Consider the following 17,644-nt stretch of genomic DNA (forward strand, 5'->3'; position numbering starts at 1 on the left):
GCCTTTTTTCATTCAGGAACGTCGCTTTCACCAAATCGCAAACTTGCGATTCATACTTACGAAGTATACACTTTGTATATACGATCATTCTCGTGAGGTGAAAGATGCAAAAGGAAGCTGTTTTTACAATGAAACTTGAGTCCGAGTTGAGAGAAGATTTCATGGCTGAAGCAGCGGCAGTGCATCGGTCCGCCTCTCAGATTGTTCGCGAAATGATGCGCGAATTTGTCGTAAAACAACAAGAAGCACGAGAATACGACGAATTTCTACGACTGAAAGTGGAAGCCGCGCGCCAATCCATGAAAGCCGGAAAAGGAAGCTCCAGCGACGACGTCGAAGCGCGATTCGCTGCGCGCCGCGCTGAATTGTCCAACGCGGGCAAGAAGTGAACGTTTACTGGGCGCCGCAAGCTGAACAAGATCGATGGGATGTGTTGGAATATATCGCCAAAGACAAAGTAACAGCAGCGGTGGACATGGACGAACTCTTTTCGCAAGCGGCGGCAAAATTGGCAGATTTTCCATTTCTCGGGCATCCGGGAAAAATTCGAGGCACGCTCGAACTCATTGTTCATCAAAGCTATCGCCTCGTATACGAGATCAATGATGACGCAATCTGGGTGTTAGCACTCGTGAACACGTCGCGCCGATGGCCTCCTCAGCGCTGACTGGGAATGTCGGGACTTATGCCGGCACGTGAATCCGCGCCTTGATGTGCTTGAGGTTGACGATAATCGTAAACGTCATCACGACCAGCAGGGACCACGAACTCCACTTCCCGACATGCACCATCGACCATGCGCCGAGCTGGTTGGGGTACTTCCAGATGCCGAAGAAGGTGCTGATATTTTCGGCCAGCCAGATGAAAAAACCAATCAGCACGAAGGATAGCAGCAAGGGCATGCGGCGCTCGACATCGAGCGGCCGGAAGATCACCGAGGACCGCGCATACAGCCCGAGCGCGCACGCCGCCACATACCAGCGATAGTCGCCGATGTAGTGGTGCGTGAAAAAATTGATATAAATGAGAAGCGCGATCACCACCCCCATCCAGAGCGGCGGATGGTGCTCGACGCGCAGGTCGAACAAGCGCCACGCCTGGATGATGTAGCTGCCGACGGCCGCGTACATGAATCCCGAGAACAGCGGCACGCCGAACAGCTTGGTGTAGGCGACATCCGGGTACGACCATGACTGGATCGCCGCGGACGTCTTGAACACTTCGAGCGCAAAGCCGACCACGTGGAACAGGGTGATCGCCTTGAGTTCATCGACCGTCTCCAGCCGCGACCAGATCATCGCCGCCTGGATCGCGAGGGCGACAACGAGCAGCGCGTCGTAGCGCGCGACGCCCCACAAACCGGTACGCGGCACCAGGAACACGGCCGCAAAAAACAGTCCCGCGAACAGGCAGGCGCGCGCTTCCTTGAGGCCGAAGTAGAGAAATTCCATCGCAAAGCGCGCCAGGCCGGTGAGTCCGGGCCGCGCCTGAAAACCCAGCAGATGCGCATCGAGCGCGCTTGGGCGCAAGGAAAACAGCCGTGACAGGATGTGGGCGGCCATGCGGGCGAAACTCCAGGATGAAGGGGGATGGGCGGATTGGCAACGGCATCTTACCCGAAGCAGCGAAGCTGCCAAGCCGTCAGCGCCGCTCGCGCCACCACAGCAGCAGCATCGCCGCCGCGAACAACAGCGCGAACGGCCACGCCGGCAGCGGCGCCGTACCCGCCGCCATGGCAGCCGGTGTACGCGCCGCATAACGCGCGGTAGCCTCGCGCCGCTGCGCCTTTTGCCACAGGGGCCAGTCGGCCTTCTCATACACGTACAGCTTGCCCGTGACGGGCTTTGCGTCCTGTGTTTCCATCGCCAGCCAGCCGGCCTTGCGCGGCCACACGGCCACGCAGGAGGCGTCGGCCTTGTCCGGGCGGCGCTGCCAGGCAAGCGTCTGTTTCAATTCAGGGAAGGTGACGTTGCCCCGCACCCCGAGCGCGCACACTTCCAGGCGCCGGCCGGGCAGCGGCATCTCTTGCGGATCGAGCCAGGCCACATCCTGCGCGCGCTCGACGCCGGCGTAGTCGAGCACACCCTGCCACCACAGCGCAAGCGCCTGCGGTTCGCTGATTGCATAGCGGTGCCAGTCGGCCACGCCAAGCCAGACGATGCGGCCCTTTTCCCACGACCGCGTCCAGATCCTGTCGCCAGCCGCACGCCACGTGCCCAAGGCGGTCGAGGGATTGAGCGGGGCCGAGGCCAGCGCCATCGGGGCGCCGGACGGCCTGGCCTCGGCCTGCTCGCGCAGTTCGAGCTGCAGCGCGCGTGACCATACTTGCTTGTCCTCGGCGTTGGCCGCCAGGATCACCAGCGGCGTACCCGCCGCCACCTGGGCCAGCAGCGCCGTGCGCGCCGCGTCACCCAGGCGTTCCACATGGGCGGCATCGGCCACCAGCAAATTGGGCTCGGTGAGCGCCGCGCGCGCGTTCTCGCTACGGGTCACCGACTTGCCCAGCACGACCTGCCAGTCGAGCGCCGCATCGCTGTTGACCAGCAGTTCATTGAGCGCGCGCGCATCGAACGACGGCGCGCCAAATCGCCCCACCACTTGCAGCGGCACCGGGGCCGACACCGAAAACGGCACCGGTCCCTGCGCCATCACCTTGCCGCTGGCGTCGAGCATGCGCGCGCTGAGCACCAGCGTTTCGGCCACCGGCGGCAGCCAATGCACCGTCAGGGCCGCGCCGTCGCCGGCGACGTCCGCAATCACCTGCCTGTTCTCGGCCAGCAGTTGCAGGCGCCAGCTCGATGCCTGGCTGCGGCGCACGGTCAGCGCGAACATCCGTCCCAAGGTCAGCTCGCGCGGAAAATCGAGATGCAGCACTTCGCTGGCCGGTGCTTCCCACAGCAAGGGCCGCGCCGGCAGGTCGCGCCACTGCGCGGCGGACAGGCCGTCGCCGCTGAGCCGCACGGCCGCAGCCTTATTCAGGTCGATCGCTTCGGCGTCGGAATCGATCGACAGCGTCCCACCCACCCCCGCCGGCAGCCTGAAGTCGCCGACCATCACGCCCAGCGCCGCCGCAGCGACAAGGATCAGCAAGGCGTCGATCCACTGGCGTCGCCACAGGTACACTGCGGCGCTGCCGATGCCCATCAAGAAAATCAGGCCGGCAGCGATCATCGTGGGGCTTCCTTGCGCAGCGCGCGCGTGAATGGGGTTTGCGGGGTGGCTTTGGCCTGTAACAGCACCGGGGCCCGGGTGATGGCGCCGCGCAGCCAGGCGCGCAGTACCGGGCGGCACGCGACGCAGCCGTCCGCCACGTCCTGCACGGCGCGCTGCGCTTCGAGGCGCTGCTCGTCGCTGGCGATGCGCTCCCGAATCCACTCGTGTACGCCACGACTCCACAGGGCGGGCAAGGCGCCATCGCCATCGAGCGCTTCGATCAGGCGCCGCACCTCGTCGGGAACCGGCACGGCCGCCGTGGCCTGTTCGCGCCGGTAGCTTCTGGCGCCGACAACATCGCCGGTCATGCGGATCTCTTCCTTGAGCGGCGGCGGCACAAAGGCGGTCTTGTGCAGGTAGATGCGGTCGGCCTGCTGCAACTGCTTGATCGCTTCAAGCGCCTTGTGTTCGGGCGCCAGCGCGGTTTTCGGCCCGATCGCGCGCAGGGCTTTTTCGGCGTCCCACATCGCGCCCAGGGCGCGCCGCAGGATTTTCTTGGTCGACTCGTCGAACAGGGTCGCATTTTCAGCCTGGTCGTGCATGTGGCCGAATTCGGCGACCACGTCGTGTTTTTCATGATCGTCGTGATGCCCTTCGCCGCCGAACAGGGTCGACTCCTCACCGAGAAACTGGCCGTAGCGGCGCCGCAACTGGGCCTGGTCGTCGGCGATGGACTCGCTGCGCGCGCGCACGGTGGCCGGGTTCATGCCGGGCGTGGCCTTCAGGTCGGCCAGCAACTGCTCGGTGTCGATGATGATCTGGCGCTGGCTGCGCAGGTTCTCGGGCTTGACCAGCATCGGCTGGGCCGACGAGTCGCCGGTTTCTTCCACCGGCCCTGGCAGGCGCAGGGTGTAGGTGGGCGAGACGGTGGTGTGCGCCCGTTCGGCATTATCGGTCGCGCGCACAAAAAAATACAGTTCGTCACCGGGCTCCATGCCCAATTCGGCCAGCGTCCATTGCTTGTGCCAGTTGCGCGCGCGCGGGTTGCCTGATTCGGGCAGCGGCAGTTCGCGGTCGCTGAAGCGGATATTCTCGCCGCTGCCGCGCGCCAGCGTCAGGTGCAAGGTGGCGCGCCGCACCTGGTAATCGTCATGCACCGCCAGCGTGATGGTAGCGCTGGCGGCGTCGGGCGCCAGCGTGTGAATCATCTCGCGCGGTGCGGACAAGGTGACTTCGGGCGCCTGGTCGGGAATCACGCGCAGCTTGTAGCGCGCGCCGCGCCAGCGCCAGAACACCGACTCGGTGGCACTCCAGCGCGCGCATTCGCGGCCGATCTCGAGCGACTGGCCGTCGCTCAACTCAATCGGCGTATCGACCGGCTGCGGCGCGCGCAGGCACCATTCGACGACGCTATGCTCGGGCACCTGCAGCTCGCGCGGTGCGCCCTCGGAGCGGGCCACGCCGGTGTATTTGGGCGGCGTCACGCGCACGGCAATTTCGCTGGTCTGCTGCGCAATCAGGGCCTTGACTTCGCGCGGCGTGGGCGGTGCATCGCGCACCTGGCGCCACGCGAACAAGGCCAGTGCCATGCACACGCTCAAAGCGGCCCAGCGCGCATCGAAGCGCACGCGTTCCCTGGCGATGGCCGCCAGCACGTCGTCGGTAAGCGTGGTAGCGAGGCGCGCCAGCAGACGGCGGCGCTGCAGCTGGCCGATGGCGCTGGTGGCGCCGGCCAGCAGCGCGGTGCTGTCTTCCAGCGCGGGGACGGTGGCGTCGATCCAGCCGGTCCAGTCGCGCCGCACGCGCGCGCGCAGGCGCCGGCAATCCCATGCCGCCCAGGCGCTCCACATCACGATGCCTGGGACCGAGAGCAGCAGCACCCACGGCAGGATCGCCGCGATCCACAGCGGCGCGCGCCGGCGCGTGGCGGCAAACTGCAACTGGCCGAGAATGTCAGCGTCGGCTTGCATGGGCGAGTATCCGTTCCGTCGCAAAAAGGCCGAGCAGCACAAGCGTGAGCAGATAGCGCAAGGCGCCGCTGGACTGCGCCGGCGTGGCCGCCGCCGTGGCGGCGAATACTTGCGGCGGCATCGTGTAGGGCAGCGGCGCGTAGTGCAGTTCCTGCCAGGTTTCGAACAGGCGGCGCGCCGCGTCCGGCCCGGCGGGCGGCCATGCGCCGGAGGCCCAGACGCGACCGCGCGCGCTGCCGGCGTAGCGAATGCCGTCGACCTGCGCCGCCTTTTGCAGTTCCGGGAACGAGGTCGTGTCGCCAGCCCACCAGAGCGGCGCGCGCAAGCCTGCGGGCGGTGCTTGCGGCACATCCCAGATCACCAGTTCGGCAATGCCTTCTGGTGCTTCGTCAAGCTTGTAGCGGCGCGGCCCGTCGAGCGCGGCGAACATGGCGCGCCACTGCGCCGCGCGCTTGCTGGCGATGACCACGCGTTGCTCGGTCTGCGCGAACGCCGGCGCCTTGCTGCGCACCTCGATCTGGTGGCGCGAGCGTGGCGGCGCGGCCGGCATCGGCACGTTCCCGAGCACCAGCAGGCGCGAATCGGAGCGCCATTCGCGGTCGTGGCGCGCCAGCCAGGCCAGCGGATCGCCGCCGGGCACCGCAATCCAGCTGGCGTCGTAAAAGCCGGCCTGCTTGATCTGGCGCTCGGCCCAGTCGCTGTCCGTAGCGGCGGCAATGAGCACCGCGTCGCGCCGCCACGGCAGCACCAGGTCGGCCAGCCAGGCAAGTACGGCGATGATCAGCAGGCAGCGCGCGAGCAGCAGCAGGCGCCCGGTCCAGCGCCACACGCGCAGTTGCTGCGGATCGGTGCGCGGCAGGAAGCGCGCGGTGGCCAGCGGCTCCTGGCGCATGCGCTGGCGCCGCTGGCGGTGCCACAACACCGGCAGCGCCAGCAGGGCCAGTCCGAGCCACCACAAGGTATTCATGCGCGTGCGCCCCGGCGCAACCAGGTACGCAGCACGGCGGGCAGCGGCTCTTCGATGCAGGCGGCCAGCACCGGCAAGTCGTTATGGCGGCATTGCGCCAGCATCCGTTCGACGTGCTCGTCGCGGTTCTTGCGATAGACGCCGACCGTCTCGGGAGCGAAGCGGAACACGCCGTCGGCATTCTCGGGATCGCGCCAGATGGTGTCGAGCGCAAAGCTGGCGTCGCACTCGGCGCGCGTTTGCAGGCACAGAAGGCGCACGTCGTGGCGCATGCGGCGCAGGCGCAGCAGGGCTTCGGCCTGGCTTGATGGCCAGTCCAGAAAATCGCTGGCGGCGAACACCAGGCCGGGCGAACGCACGAACGGCATGCTGGCGCGCAGGGTCTCGCTGTCGGGCAGCGCGCCGCCGGCTTCGATGCGCTGCAATTGCGCCAGCACGCGCTGCATCTGGCGCGGACCGCGCGCGGCTTGTGTGAACTGCACCCGCTCACCGTTACAGATGACCAGCCCGAAGGCGTCGCCCTGGCGCTGGGCGATGGCGGCGATGCAGGCCAGCACGGTGCGCGCGTACCAGAGTTTATCGAGTCCCGATACACCGCTGCGGCTCGGTTCGGCCATCGATGCGGTGGCATCCAACCAGAGCCAGAGAGCCACATGGCTGTCGCGCTCCGCTTCGCGCACGTAGTAACGGTCGGCGCGCGCCAGCAGCTTCCAGTCGATGCGGCGCCACTCGTCGCCAGGCGTGTAGGCGCGGTATTCGGAAAACTCGACGCCGGCGCCGCGCTCGCGCCCCGCATGGATGCCGTGACCGAGCCCCGCCAGCACATGGCGGATGATCAGGTTCAGGTCATTGGTGTGCGCGAGCAGCGCGGACGTCGACAGCATGCGATGGCTAATCCTTGTCGGCGCGGATCTCTGCGCGCAGGGCGAGCAGGATGTCGGCAATCGATACGCCGTCGGCTTCGGCCTCGAAATTGCGCAGCACACGGTGGGCCAGCACCGGCAACAGCATGGCGCCGATATCGTCGCGCGTGACGGCCAGGCGCTTGTGCATCAGCGCGCGCGCCTTGGCGGCCAGCACCAGCGCCTGCCCGGCGCGCGGACCGGCGCCCCAGCCGACATGCCTGGTGACGGCGGCAACCCGCGACTCCTGCGGGCGCGTGGCGCGCACCAGGCGCGTGGCGTAGCGCAGCAGGTGTTCGCCGATTTCGATATCGCGCACCAGCTTTTGCAGGCGCAGCAGGCTGTCCACATCCATCACCCGCGGCGCATCAAGCAGGCCGGCGTGGGTGGTGCGCGAGATCATCATCATCTCTTCATCTTCGCTCGGGTAACCGACGTCGATGCGCAGCAAAAAGCGGTCCAGCTGCGCTTCCGGCAGCGGATAGGTGCCGGCCTGCTCGATCGGGTTTTGCGTGGCCAGCACAAAGAAAGGTTTCGGCAAGTTGTGGGTGACGCCGGCAAAGGTCACCGCGCGCTCCTGCATCGCTTCGAGCAGCGCCGACTGGGTCTTGGGCGGCGCGCGGTTGATTTCGTCGGCCAGCAGCACCTGCGTGAACACGGGACCGGGCTGGAAGCGGAAGATGCGCTGGCGCGTCTCCTGGTTTTCTTCGAGGATTTCGGTGCCGATGATATCGGACGGCATCAGGTCGGGCGTGAACTGCACGCGCTGGAATGTCAGGTCGGTGGCCTGCGCCAGCGACTTGACCAGCAAGGTCTTGCCCAGGCCCGGCACGCCCTCGACCAGCGCGTGGCCGCCGGCCAGCAGGCAGATGACGAGCGACTCGATCACCTCGTCCTGGCCGATGATCACGGTCGACATGCTCGCCTTGAGCGCGCCGATTTTCGCCGTCAGGTCGGCGATTTCTTTCTCTTCCCAAGCTACTGACACTGTCACGCTCCCAAAGCATACTGAATGATATTGACCGCAAAGCGGGTGTTGTCGACCACCAGCCAGCGTTTGTTGCGGAAGTCGTAATCCCACTCGCAGCCATAGTCCTTGTTCGAATACAGCACCCGCACGCGGCCGTTGATGTCGATCGCCTTGAGGTAGTCGTGTACCAGGTCATCGCCCCAGCCATTGAGCTCATTGCCGGTGTTGGGCGGGCCGTCGAACTGGAAGAAGCTCGAATAGACCGGGTGGTTGTTGGGGATCTTTTTGAGCGCTTTCGGGCCGAAGATGCGCGCCAGTTCGGCCTCGAAGGACTTGGCGAACAGGCCGTCGATGTCGTGGTTGCAGTCGTCGACGAACACGAAGCCGCCGCCACGCACGTAGCGCTCGAAGTTCTTGCGCTCGGCCGGCGTGAACTGCACCAGCTTGTGCCCGGCCAGGTAGCAAAAGGGAGCCTCCAGCATCTTCGCGTCGGACAGCGCGATCACCCGCTCGACCGGATCGACGCGCAAGGTGGTGTACTCCACCAGCGAATTGAGCACGTTGCTGGGCATGCGGATATCCACGTCCCAGTCGCCCGACTCGTACATCAGGCGCGTGAAGTAGAAGTCGTAGCTGCGCATCGTCCGGCCCCGCCCTACACCGCGTCCGACAGCGACGTGAAGTTGAAGTCGCGGATCTTCATCGGCGGGATCATCATCTGGAAGTTCATGCCGTCGCCGCCGAGAATCTGCGGCTTGCCCAGTTCATCGAGATTATTGAGCATCGAGACCGGGCTTTCGTTGAAGCGGAAGTTCTTGACCGGATGCTTGATCTTGCCGTTTTCGACGTAAAAGGTGCCGTCGCGCGTGAGCCCCGTGAGCAGCAGCGATTGCGGATCGACGTCGCGGATGTACCAGGTGCGGGTGACGACGATGCCCTTCTTGGTCGAGGCGATCATCTCGTCGAGCGACTTGGACCCGCCCGCCATGATCATATTGCCGTGGCGGCCGCGCGCCTTCATCTTTTGCTTGTTGGCCCAGAACAGCGAGTAGTCGAGCGAGACGATCTTGCCATTCTTGATGATGTCGGTGCGTTCGCGCGGCAGCATCGATTCGGTGTCCCAGGGACGCACCGGAACGTCCTTGTTCCATGGATCGGCCCAGACGTTGACCTGTTCGTCGAAGAGTTTTTCGCCAAGGCGGTTGCCGCCGCCCTTTTTCGACAGGAAGCTGCGGCCCTCGTCGGCGCGGCGCGCGTCGAACGCGCCGAACATGCGCCCGATCAGGTCCGATGTGGCGGCCGGCTCCAGGATCACCGTGTAGCGCCCCGGTTCCAGCGCCTTGGCGTCGACCGAACGCAGCGCCTTTTCGATCGCCACGGCGGACGCTTCGCGCGCGTCGAAATTGCGCACATCGTTGGCCGAGCGGGTCACCCAGCCGGAGCCGCGGCCGTCTTCCGTGCGCGCGGTACAAGTGAAGCTGACGTTGGTGAATTCGTGATGGCCGAACACGCCGTTCGAATTGGCGATGGTTTCGAAACCGGTGTTATCGACAAAAAAGCCGGCCGTCACCAGCTTGTTCTTGCGTCCCGCCAGAATGCTGTGCGAGGCGACATCGGCGCGAAATTTCGGGTCGATGGCGGCAGTCTCGCGCGCAAACGCGTTCGACGCCTTGTATTCCTGCTTGCCGATGGCGGCGATGAATTCCGGGTTTTCCGGCGCCAGGCGGGCCACGTCTTCGGCGCGGCGCACGGCCTTTTCGAGCGACTTGTCGTCGAACTCATTGATCGTGGCGGTTCCCTGGCGCTTGCCGAAGGCGACGCTCACCGTCATCTGCATGTCTTCGTTCAGGCCCGCGGTCGACACGCTGTTTTGCGCGTAGCGGATATTGCCGGTGCGGGTGCCGTTGATCGCCACGCGGCATTCGTCGGCCTTGGAAAACCCGAGCACGCGCTCGCACATGCGTTTTGCTTCTTCCTGGTTCAACTGTTTCATTGCGCGTTCTCCTTAGCCGATCTTGCGGGCGGTGTTGATGACGTTGATACCGTTAAAGCGCGTCGTGCTCGATCCGTGCGATACCGCGCTGACCTGGCTGGGCTGGCCTTTGCCATCGAAGAACGAGCCACCCATGCGCCAGTCGCGCACGTCGCAAATGGCGCTGCACGCGTTCCAGAACTCCTGGGTGTTGGACTGGTAGGCCACGTCTTCCACCGGGCCGGTAATCTTGCCGTTCTTGATCTCGAAGTACAGTTGGCCGCCGAACTGGAAGTTGTAGCGTTGCTGGTCGATCGAGTAAGAGCCGCGCCCGAGGATGTAGATGCCCTTCTTGACGTCCTTGACCATCTCATCGGGCGTGAGGCGCTCCTTGCCGGCTTGTAGCGACACGTTCGGCATGCGCTGGAACTGCACGCTGTTCCAGCTGTCGGCGTACGAACAGCCGTGCGATTGTTTTTCGCCGATGATGTGGGCCTGGTCGCGCGTGGCCTGGTAGTTCACCAGCACGCCGTTCTTGATGATGTCCCAGCGCTTGGCGGGCACGCCTTCGTCGTCGTAGCCGACCGCGCCGAGAGAACCGGGTTCGTTTTTGTCGGCGATGAAGTTGACCCGGTCGGCGCCGAACTTGAATTGCCTGGTCTTCCATTTATCGAGCGTGGCGAAGCTGGTGCCGGCGTAATTGGCCTCGTAACCGAGCACCCGGTCCAGTTCCGTCGGGTGGCCGACCGATTCGTGGATGGTCAGGAACAAGTGTTCGGGCGAGAGCACCAGGTCGTACTTGCCCGGTTCGACGGTTTTTGCGGTCAGCTTTTCGCGCGCCTGGCGGCCGGCGGCGCGCGCGTCTTCCACCATGTCGTAAGACTTGGTGTAGAGCGTGGCGACGCCGCCGGCGGCATTGATCTTGTCGGCCGGGCGCGCGTCGAAGTATTCGTAGCCCATGCCGGCCGGGGCGGCCAGGCTGTCGCGCGTGCGGAACCTGTTGCTGGCCTTGTCGACGGCGGTGGCGCTCAAAGGCGCCCACAGGCGATGGATGTCCTGGTCGATGTAGGAGCCGTCGGTCGAGGCGAAGTACTTTTGCTGGTTCACCTGGAACAGGGTCGAGGTCATGAAGCTGGCGCCGGCGTCCAGGCCGGCCTTGTTGGCGGCGATGAGCATCTCGGCCTTGTCCTTGATGGGGACCGTGCGCCAGTCTTTGGTAAATGGCGTGGCCCAGGCGACTTCGCCGACGCCCTTGAGCGGCGCCATTTGCAGCGGCTCGCTTTGCAGCTTGCTGTTGGCGCGGGCGATGGCCACGGCCTGACGCGCGGCGGCGGCGATGCTGTCCGGCGCCATGTCGTTGGTCGAAGCGAAGCCGTAGGCGCCGTTGGCGATCACGCGCACGCCCACGCCGGACGATTCGGTGTTGACGATGTTTTCCACGCTCAGGTCGCGCGTGGTGATGAACTGGTTCAGGTAGCGGCCGATGCGCACGTCGCAGTAGGTGGCGCCGGCCTTGGTGGCGGCGTTCATGGCGGCATCGGCCAGCGACTTCTTGAAGGCGATGGCGACCGGGTTCATTAACTCTTCGGCCGCGATGGCGTTGCCGAAGACCGGCACCAGGATGGCGCCGGCGGCGCCGCTGCTGATCTTGAGGAAGGTACGTCGTTCCACTGTTTGCTCCTGCTTGCTCGTCGTTCCCGCGAAGGCGGGAACCCATAGCACCTTCGCTCAACCGATGTGCTATGGATCCCCGCCTTCGCGGGGAAGACGGCTATCGAATAATTGATGCCGAGTCCCTGCGTGACGCTTACACCGCGTCCGACAAGGACGTAAAGTTGAAATCCCTGACCTTCATCGGCGGAATGAGCATCGAATACGGCACTTCGTCGCCCGCGATCACCTGCGGCTTGCCGATCGCTTCGATATTGTTCAACATCGTCACCGGGCTTTCGTTAAACCGGAAGTTCTTGACCGGATGCTTGATCTTGCCGTTCTCGATATAGAACGTGCCGTCGCGCGTCAGGCCGGTCAGCAGCACCGACTGCGGGTCTACCTCGCGGATGTACCAGGTGCGCGTGACCAGCACGCCGCGCTTGGTACTGGCGATCAGTTCAGCCGTCGACTTGTCGGTCCCGCCCATGATCATATTCCCCGGCGCGCCAATGGCGCGCACGCCTTTCTTCTTGGCCCAGAACAGCGAATAATCGAGCGCCGACACCTTGCCGTCCTTGATCAGGTTCATGCGCTCGCGCGCCAGCATGGTGTTTGCATCCCACGGCAGCACCGGCACATCCTTGTCCCACGGGTCGGACCAGATATTGACCTGCGCGTCGAACAGCTTGTCGCCCAGGCGCGTGCCGCCGCCCTTCTTCGCCAGGAAGCTGCGGCCCTCGTCGGCCTGGCGCGCGTCGAATCCGCCGAGCATGAAGCCGATCAGGTCCGACGTGGCGGCCGGCTCCAGGATCACCGTGTAGCGGCCCGGCTCGAGCGCCTTGGCGTCGACCGAGCGCAGGGCCTTTTCGATGGCCACGTCGGACGCTTCGCGCGCATCGAAGCGCGCCACGTCGGTGGCCGAGCGCTTGACCCAGCCCGACCCGCGCCCGTCTTCGGTGCGCACGGTGCAGGTAAAGTCGACGCTGGTTTCTTCCTGGTGGCCGAACACGCCGTTCGAATTGGCGACGGTCTGGAAGAGATGGCTGTCGGTGAAGAAGCCCGCGCATACCAGCTTGTTCTTGCGGCTTGCCTCGATACTGTAGGCGGCCGTTTGTGCGCGAAACTCCGGGTCGATGGCGGCGCTGGCGCGGCTGAATGTCTCCGACGCCTTGAACGCCTGCTTGCCGACGGCCGGCATGAACTCCGGATTTTCCGGCGCCAGGCGCGCCAGGTCCTCGGCGCGGCGCACGACTTTTTCGAGCGACTTGTCGTCGAATTCGTTGATGGCGGCGGTGCCCTGGCGCTTGCCGAAGGCGACCTGCACCACCAGGTCGGCGTTGTCCACCAGCCCTGCGGTAGAGACGTTATTGCGCGCGTAGCGGATGTTCCCGGTGCGCCCGCCGCTCACACGCACGGTGCATTCGTCGGCCTTTGTCAGCGCCATCACGCGCTCGACGATACGCTTGCTTTCTTCTTGAGTCAGAATGTTCATGTGCGGTTCCCTGGCTTAGCCGATCTTGCGTGCGGTGTTGATGACGTTGATGCCATTGAAGCGGGTGGTAGCAGACCCGTGCGACACCGTGCTGACCTGGCTCGGCTGCCCTTTGCCGTCGAAGAAGGAGCCGCCCATGCGCCAGTCGCTCTCGTCGCAGATGGCGCTGCAGGCGTTCCAGAATTCCTGGGTGTTCGACTGGTAGGCCACGTCCTCCAGTGGCGCGCCGATCTTGCCGTTATTGATTTCGTAGAACAGCTGGCCGCCGAACTGGAAGTTGTAGCGCTGCTGGTCGATCGAGAACGAACCCGCCCCGACGATATAGATGCCCTTCTTGACGTCCTTGACCATCTGGTCGGGCGTGAGCTTAGGTTTACCGGCTTGCAGCGAAATGTTGGGCATGCGCTGGAACTGTACGCTGCTCCAGCTGTCGGCGTACGAGCAGCCGTGCGATTCTTTTTCGCCGATGATGTGGGCCTGGTCGCGCGTGGCCTGGTAGTTGACCAGGATGCCGTCCTTGATGATGTCCCAGCGCTTGCCCGGCACGCCTTCGTCGTCGTAGCCGACCGCGCCCAGCGAGCCTGGCGTGGTCTTGTCGGCCACGATGTGTACGCGCTCGGAGCCGTACTTGAATTTCCTGGTTTCCCACTTGTCGAGCGTGGCGAAGCTGGTGCCGGCGAAATTGGCCTCGTAGCCCAGCACCCGATCGAGTTCGGTCGGGTGGCCCACCGATTCGTGGATCGTCAGCCACAGGTGCTCGGGCGAGAGCACCAGGTCGTATTTGCCCGGCGCGACCGACTTGGCGGTCAGCTTTTCCTTGGCCTGGCGCCCGCAGGCGCGCGCGTCTTCGATCAGGTCGTAGGAATTCTTGTACAGGGTACACACGCCGCCGGCGGCCTTGATCTTGTCGTCGGAACGCGCGTCCAGGTATTCGTAGCCCATGCCGACCGGCGTGGACAAGCCCTGGCGCGAGCGGAACTTGTTGCTGGCCTTGTCGACGGCGGTGGCGAACACCGGCATCCACATGCGATGCACGTCCTGGTCGATGTAGGAGCCGTCGGTCGAGGCGAAGTATTTTTGCTGGTTCACCTGGAACATCAATGACTGCATGAAGCTCGCGCCGCCGTCCATGCCGGCCTTGTTGGCGGCGATCAGCAGCTCGGCTTTTTCCTTGATGGGGACCGTGCGCCAGTCCTTCTTGACCGGGGTGGCCCAGGCCACTTCGCCCACGCCCTTGACGCTCGCAAGGCGCACCGGTTCGGATTGCAGTTTGGCGTTGGCCTTGGCGATGGCGACCGCCTGGCGCGCGGCGCCGGCCACCGCGTCGGGCGACATGTCGGAAGTGGCGGCAAAGCCGTAGGCGCCGTTGCAGATTACCCGCACGCCCACGCCGGCCGATTCGGTATTGGTCACGCTTTCGACGTTCAGGTCGCGCGTGGTGATGAACTGGTTCAGGTAGCGGCCGATGCGCACGTCGCAGTAGCTGGCGCCGGCGCCGGTGGCGGCGTTCAGGGCCGTGTCGGCCAGGGTCTTCTTGAACTTTGCCGCGAGGGGATTGAGTAATTCTTCAGCGGCGATGGCGTTGCCGAACACCGGCACCAGCATCGTGCCCAGTGCGAGCCCGCTGATATTGAGAAAAGCACGTCGTTCCATAGTATCTCCTGACATTCACCACGAAGGGAGCGTCCCGCCGCACTACGCGAGCGCTCTTTGTTTTTCTGCTCACCTGGACCATGCCGATCACTGGCCTGAACCAAAAAATCAACAAGAACCTTACCAGCAAAATGGCGAAAAGAATACGCAAAATTGATGCCACTTGCTAAGTGCTTGATTCGGGATTCCGGGACTGTCCGGCGGACCCTGTCCGCACTGTCCGCAGCACTGTCCGCCGCCTGTATCGGACAGTATGTACACATCAGATTCGGCTTGACCTTCAAGCGTGCATACTCGATCATCGCGCTAGTTGGCGATATTGCATCGCCTGCCGCAGCTTCCCCCGCGGTACTTACCGCAACACTTGCTCATACCGGAGACGACAACATGAAACGATTGATCCTGGCCGCGATGCTGGCCGCAGGCATGGCCGGCGCAGCCCACGCCGACGACGCACTCAAGGCAGCCATTGCCAACACCGAGCGCACCCCCGCCAACGCCGCGCGCGACAGCGCCCGCCATCCTTACGAAACGCTGACCTTCTTCGGCATCAAGCCGACCATGACCGTGGTCGAGCTGTCGCCGGGCGGCGGCTGGTACACCGAAATCCTGGCGCCCTACCTGCGCGAGAAGGGCAAGCTGATCGCCGCCGGCGAGTCGCCCACGTCGGCCAAGGAAGGCGCGCGCAAGTACGCCGCCAACCTGACCAAGAAGCTCGATTCGAAACCGGCCATGTTCGACAAGGTGCAGCGCGGCGTGTTTGAAGTGCCGACCGCGTACGACTTCGCCAAGCCGGGTACGGCCGACCTGGTGGTCACCTTCCGCAACATCCATAACTGGACCGGCAACGGCGACGACAAGGTCAAGGAGATCTTCAAGAAAGTCCACGAGAGCCTGAAACCGGGCGGCGTGTTCGGCGTGGTGGAGCACCGCGCGCCGGCCGGCAAGGCGCCGGACCCCGACAGCGGCTATGTACAGGAAGCGTACGTGATCAAGATCGCCGAAAGCGCCGGCTTCAAGCTGGCCGCCAAGTCGGAAGTGAACGCCAATCCCAAGGACAAGGCTGACCACAACAAGGGCGTGTGGGCGCTGCCGCCGGTGCTGGCCAATAAGGATGTCGACCGCGAGAAGTACATGGCGATCGGCGAAAGCGACCGCATGACGCTCAAGTTCGTGAAACAGTAACACCCAAGAACGGCTCCGCAAGGGGCCGTTTTTTTGTCCGCCCGTTGCGTTCCCCAGCGCTGGAACGACGCGCCGCGCGCGTGTATGATTAACGCTCGCCGCCCCTTCTCCCAACCAGAAATTACCCAATGAACATATCGCGTATCGCCGTCGCCGCCGCCCTCGCCGCGGCGAGCCTGCTGGCCCATGCAACACAGGATGTCACCAGTTCGGGTTCGGCGGCCCCGCCGGCCGCGCCGGTGGCCGCCATTCCCGCCAACCTCGAAAATTCGGTGGTCAAGGTGTTCGCCACCTTGCGCCGCCCGGACCCGTACAAGCCATGGACCAAGGCCTCGCCGCTGGAGGTGAGCGGCTCCGGCGTGGTCATCGACGGCAAGCGCATCCTCACCAACGCCCACGTGGTCGGCTACGCCAGCCAGGTCCAGGTGCAGGCCAGCCAGGCCGGCGGCAAGGTCTCGGCCACGGTAGTGGCGGTCGCGCGCGGGATCGACCTGGCCATCCTCAAGCTCGACGACGAATCGTTTTTCGATACCCATGCGCCGGTCGCGCGCGCGAGCGTGCTGCCGGATGTGCGCGACCAGGTCTTCGCCTACGGCTACCCGACCGGCGGCACCTCGCTGTCGATCACCAAGGGCATCGTCTCGCGCATTGAATTTGCCAACTACAGCATGGGCACCACCGGCCTGCGCATCCAGATCGACGCCGCCATCAACCCCGGCAACAGCGGCGGCCCGGCGATCGCCAACGACAAGATGGTGGGGCTGGCCTTCGGCGGCGCCGCCAACACCCAGAACATCGGCTACATCATCCCGAACGAAGAAGTGGACCTGTTCCTGCGCGATGTCGCCGACGGCAAATACGACGGCAAGCCCTCGCTGACCGACGAAGTGCAGACGCTGGAAAACCCGGTCCTGCGCGAATTCCTCAAGCTCGACAAAGACATCGCCGGCGCCGTGGTGCAGCGCCCCAACCAGAACGACGCGGCCTATCCGCTCAAGGAATGGGACGTCATCACCCATATCGGCGACTCGCCCATCGACAACCAGGGCATGGTCAAGCTGGGCACCAACCTGCGCGTGCGCTTCCAGTACCGCGTGCAGCAGGTGACCAAGGATGGCGCGGTGCCGCTGACGATTGTCCGCGCCGGCAAGAGCATGAACGTCAAGGTGCCGGCGGTGGGCGGACGCAAGCTGCTCATTCCAGACCTGAACAACGGCTATCCGTCGTACTTCATCTACGGCCCGATCGTGTTCTCGCGCGCCAGCACCGACTTCCTGGCCTTTCTCGGCTCCAGCGTCAACGTGATGGCGGCGGCCAGCTACATCGCCAGCCCGCTGGTGACGCGCCGCGGCGATGCGCCGACGCCGGAGCGCCAGGAACTGGTGGTGGTCAGCTCGCCCTTCTTCCCGCATAAATCGGTCAGCGGCTACTCCAACCGTTTCGGCTCGGTGATCTACTCGGTCAACAAGGTCCCGGTACGCAGCCTGGCCCACATGGTGCAGCTGCTGCGCGACTCGAAGGACGAGCTGATCGTGATCCATTTCGACCAGCGCGGCGGCGAGACCATGGTCGTGCGGCGCAAGGAGATGGTCGACGCGACCGAAAGTATCTTGTCCGATAACGGCATCCGCCTGCAGGGCAGCCAGGACATGATGGACGTCTGGAACCGCAAGTAAGCCACCTGTCAAACCTGTGAGGCGGGCTGCATTGCAAATGATAATGATTCT

Annotated in this window: 15 protein-coding genes; 4 read left to right on the top strand and 11 right to left on the bottom strand. The window is 64.6% G+C overall.

The features are described from left to right. The first annotated feature begins 104 nt into the window (after window positions 1-104). On the top strand, window positions 105-389 hold the full coding sequence (locus F1735_RS09160; protein WP_167236651.1) for an antitoxin of toxin-antitoxin stability system: 285 nt from the start codon (window positions 105-107) through the stop codon (window positions 387-389). Continuing rightward, the gene (locus tag F1735_RS09165; protein ID WP_167236652.1) at window positions 386-667 is read left to right on the top strand and encodes a type II toxin-antitoxin system RelE/ParE family toxin; all 282 of its coding nucleotides are present in this window, start codon (window positions 386-388) and stop codon (window positions 665-667) included. Before F1735_RS09160 ends, F1735_RS09165 begins: the two co-directional genes overlap by 4 nt. Before the next feature lie 16 nt (window positions 668-683). Here F1735_RS09165 and F1735_RS09170 read toward each other — a convergent pair whose 3' ends face one another. From F1735_RS09170 to F1735_RS09220, 11 genes are all read right to left on the bottom strand, one after another. Then, window positions 684-1,451, bottom strand: a complete 768-nt coding sequence (locus F1735_RS09170; protein ID WP_229505693.1) for a DUF817 domain-containing protein — start codon at window positions 1,449-1,451, stop codon at window positions 684-686. Window positions 1,452-1,641: 190 nt separating this feature from the next. Further along, complete coding sequence (locus F1735_RS09175; RefSeq protein WP_167236654.1) at window positions 1,642-3,171, bottom strand: hypothetical protein; 1,530 nt, start codon at window positions 3,169-3,171, stop codon at window positions 1,642-1,644. Further along, the gene (locus tag F1735_RS09180) at window positions 3,168-5,123 is read right to left on the bottom strand and encodes a DUF4175 family protein (protein ID WP_167236655.1); all 1,956 of its coding nucleotides are present in this window, start codon (window positions 5,121-5,123) and stop codon (window positions 3,168-3,170) included. The genes F1735_RS09175 and F1735_RS09180 overlap by 4 nt, the downstream gene beginning before the upstream one ends. Further along, window positions 5,107-6,090 carry a BatA domain-containing protein gene (locus tag F1735_RS09185; protein WP_167236656.1) on the bottom strand — a complete coding sequence of 328 codons (984 nt, stop codon included), beginning with the start codon at window positions 6,088-6,090 and terminating at the stop codon, window positions 5,107-5,109. Before F1735_RS09185 ends, F1735_RS09180 begins: the two co-directional genes overlap by 17 nt. After that, window positions 6,087-6,974 carry a DUF58 domain-containing protein gene (locus F1735_RS09190; protein WP_167236657.1) on the bottom strand — a complete coding sequence of 296 codons (888 nt, stop codon included), beginning with the start codon at window positions 6,972-6,974 and terminating at the stop codon, window positions 6,087-6,089. Before F1735_RS09190 ends, F1735_RS09185 begins: the two co-directional genes overlap by 4 nt. Window positions 6,975-6,981: 7 nt before the next feature. Beyond that, complete coding sequence (locus tag F1735_RS09195; RefSeq protein ID WP_445081573.1) at window positions 6,982-7,980, bottom strand: AAA family ATPase; 999 nt, start codon at window positions 7,978-7,980, stop codon at window positions 6,982-6,984. Between the two features lie 2 nt (window positions 7,981-7,982). Further along, on the bottom strand, window positions 7,983-8,603 hold the full coding sequence (locus F1735_RS09200; RefSeq protein ID WP_187364197.1) for a DUF4159 domain-containing protein: 621 nt from the start codon (window positions 8,601-8,603) through the stop codon (window positions 7,983-7,985). A 14-nt stretch (window positions 8,604-8,617) separates the two neighbouring features. Then, a complete protein-coding gene (locus F1735_RS09205; protein ID WP_167236658.1) occupies window positions 8,618-9,955 on the bottom strand; it encodes a TldD/PmbA family protein in 1,338 nt (445 codons plus the stop codon). 12 nt (window positions 9,956-9,967) lie between these two features. Then, window positions 9,968-11,605 (bottom strand): TldD/PmbA family protein, encoded by a 1,638-nt coding sequence (locus F1735_RS09210; RefSeq protein ID WP_167236659.1) that lies wholly within the window; start codon window positions 11,603-11,605, stop codon window positions 9,968-9,970. 136 nt (window positions 11,606-11,741) lie between these two features. Beyond that, window positions 11,742-13,079: a TldD/PmbA family protein gene (locus F1735_RS09215; RefSeq protein WP_167236660.1), complete on the bottom strand. Its 1,338-nt coding sequence runs from the start codon at window positions 13,077-13,079 to the stop codon at window positions 11,742-11,744. 15 nt (window positions 13,080-13,094) lie between these two features. After that, a complete protein-coding gene (locus F1735_RS09220) occupies window positions 13,095-14,732 on the bottom strand; it encodes a TldD/PmbA family protein (protein ID WP_167236661.1) in 1,638 nt (545 codons plus the stop codon). A 387-nt stretch (window positions 14,733-15,119) separates the two neighbouring features. Here F1735_RS09220 and F1735_RS09225 point away from each other — a divergent pair, with 387 nt between their 5' ends. Then, window positions 15,120-15,917, top strand: coding sequence for a class I SAM-dependent methyltransferase (locus F1735_RS09225; protein WP_167236662.1), 798 nt, complete (start codon window positions 15,120-15,122; stop codon window positions 15,915-15,917). A gap of 128 nt (window positions 15,918-16,045) precedes the next feature. After that, entirely contained in the window at window positions 16,046-17,593 is a 1,548-nt protein-coding gene (locus tag F1735_RS09230) for a S1C family serine protease (protein ID WP_167236663.1), read from the top strand. The last annotated feature ends 51 nt before the right edge of the window (window positions 17,594-17,644 follow it).

The organism is Massilia genomosp. 1 (assembly GCF_011682185.1).
GTDB classification, from domain to species: Bacteria; Pseudomonadota; Gammaproteobacteria; order Burkholderiales; family Burkholderiaceae_D; genus Telluria_A; species Telluria_A rubra.

Coding starts and splice junctions, on each gene's coding strand:
- F1735_RS09160 (WP_167236651.1), top strand. CDS start 105: ATGCAAAAGGAAGCTGTTTTTACAATGAAACTTGAGTCCGAGTTGAGA.
- F1735_RS09170 (WP_229505693.1), bottom strand. CDS start 1,451: ATGGAATTTCTCTACTTCGGCCTCAAGGAAGCGCGCGCCTGCCTGTTC.
- F1735_RS09175 (WP_167236654.1), bottom strand. CDS start 3,171: ATGATCGCTGCCGGCCTGATTTTCTTGATGGGCATCGGCAGCGCCGCA.
- F1735_RS09180 (WP_167236655.1), bottom strand. CDS start 5,123: ATGCAAGCCGACGCTGACATTCTCGGCCAGTTGCAGTTTGCCGCCACG.
- F1735_RS09185 (WP_167236656.1), bottom strand. CDS start 6,090: ATGAATACCTTGTGGTGGCTCGGACTGGCCCTGCTGGCGCTGCCGGTG.
- F1735_RS09190 (WP_167236657.1), bottom strand. CDS start 6,974: ATGCTGTCGACGTCCGCGCTGCTCGCGCACACCAATGACCTGAACCTG.
- F1735_RS09200 (WP_187364197.1), bottom strand. CDS start 8,603: ATGCGCAGCTACGACTTCTACTTCACGCGCCTGATGTACGAGTCGGGC.
- F1735_RS09205 (WP_167236658.1), bottom strand. CDS start 9,955: ATGAAACAGTTGAACCAGGAAGAAGCAAAACGCATGTGCGAGCGCGTG.
- F1735_RS09215 (WP_167236660.1), bottom strand. CDS start 13,079: ATGAACATTCTGACTCAAGAAGAAAGCAAGCGTATCGTCGAGCGCGTG.
- F1735_RS09220 (WP_167236661.1), bottom strand. CDS start 14,732: ATGGAACGACGTGCTTTTCTCAATATCAGCGGGCTCGCACTGGGCACG.
- F1735_RS09225 (WP_167236662.1), top strand. CDS start 15,120: ATGAAACGATTGATCCTGGCCGCGATGCTGGCCGCAGGCATGGCCGGC.
- F1735_RS09230 (WP_167236663.1), top strand. CDS start 16,046: ATGAACATATCGCGTATCGCCGTCGCCGCCGCCCTCGCCGCGGCGAGC.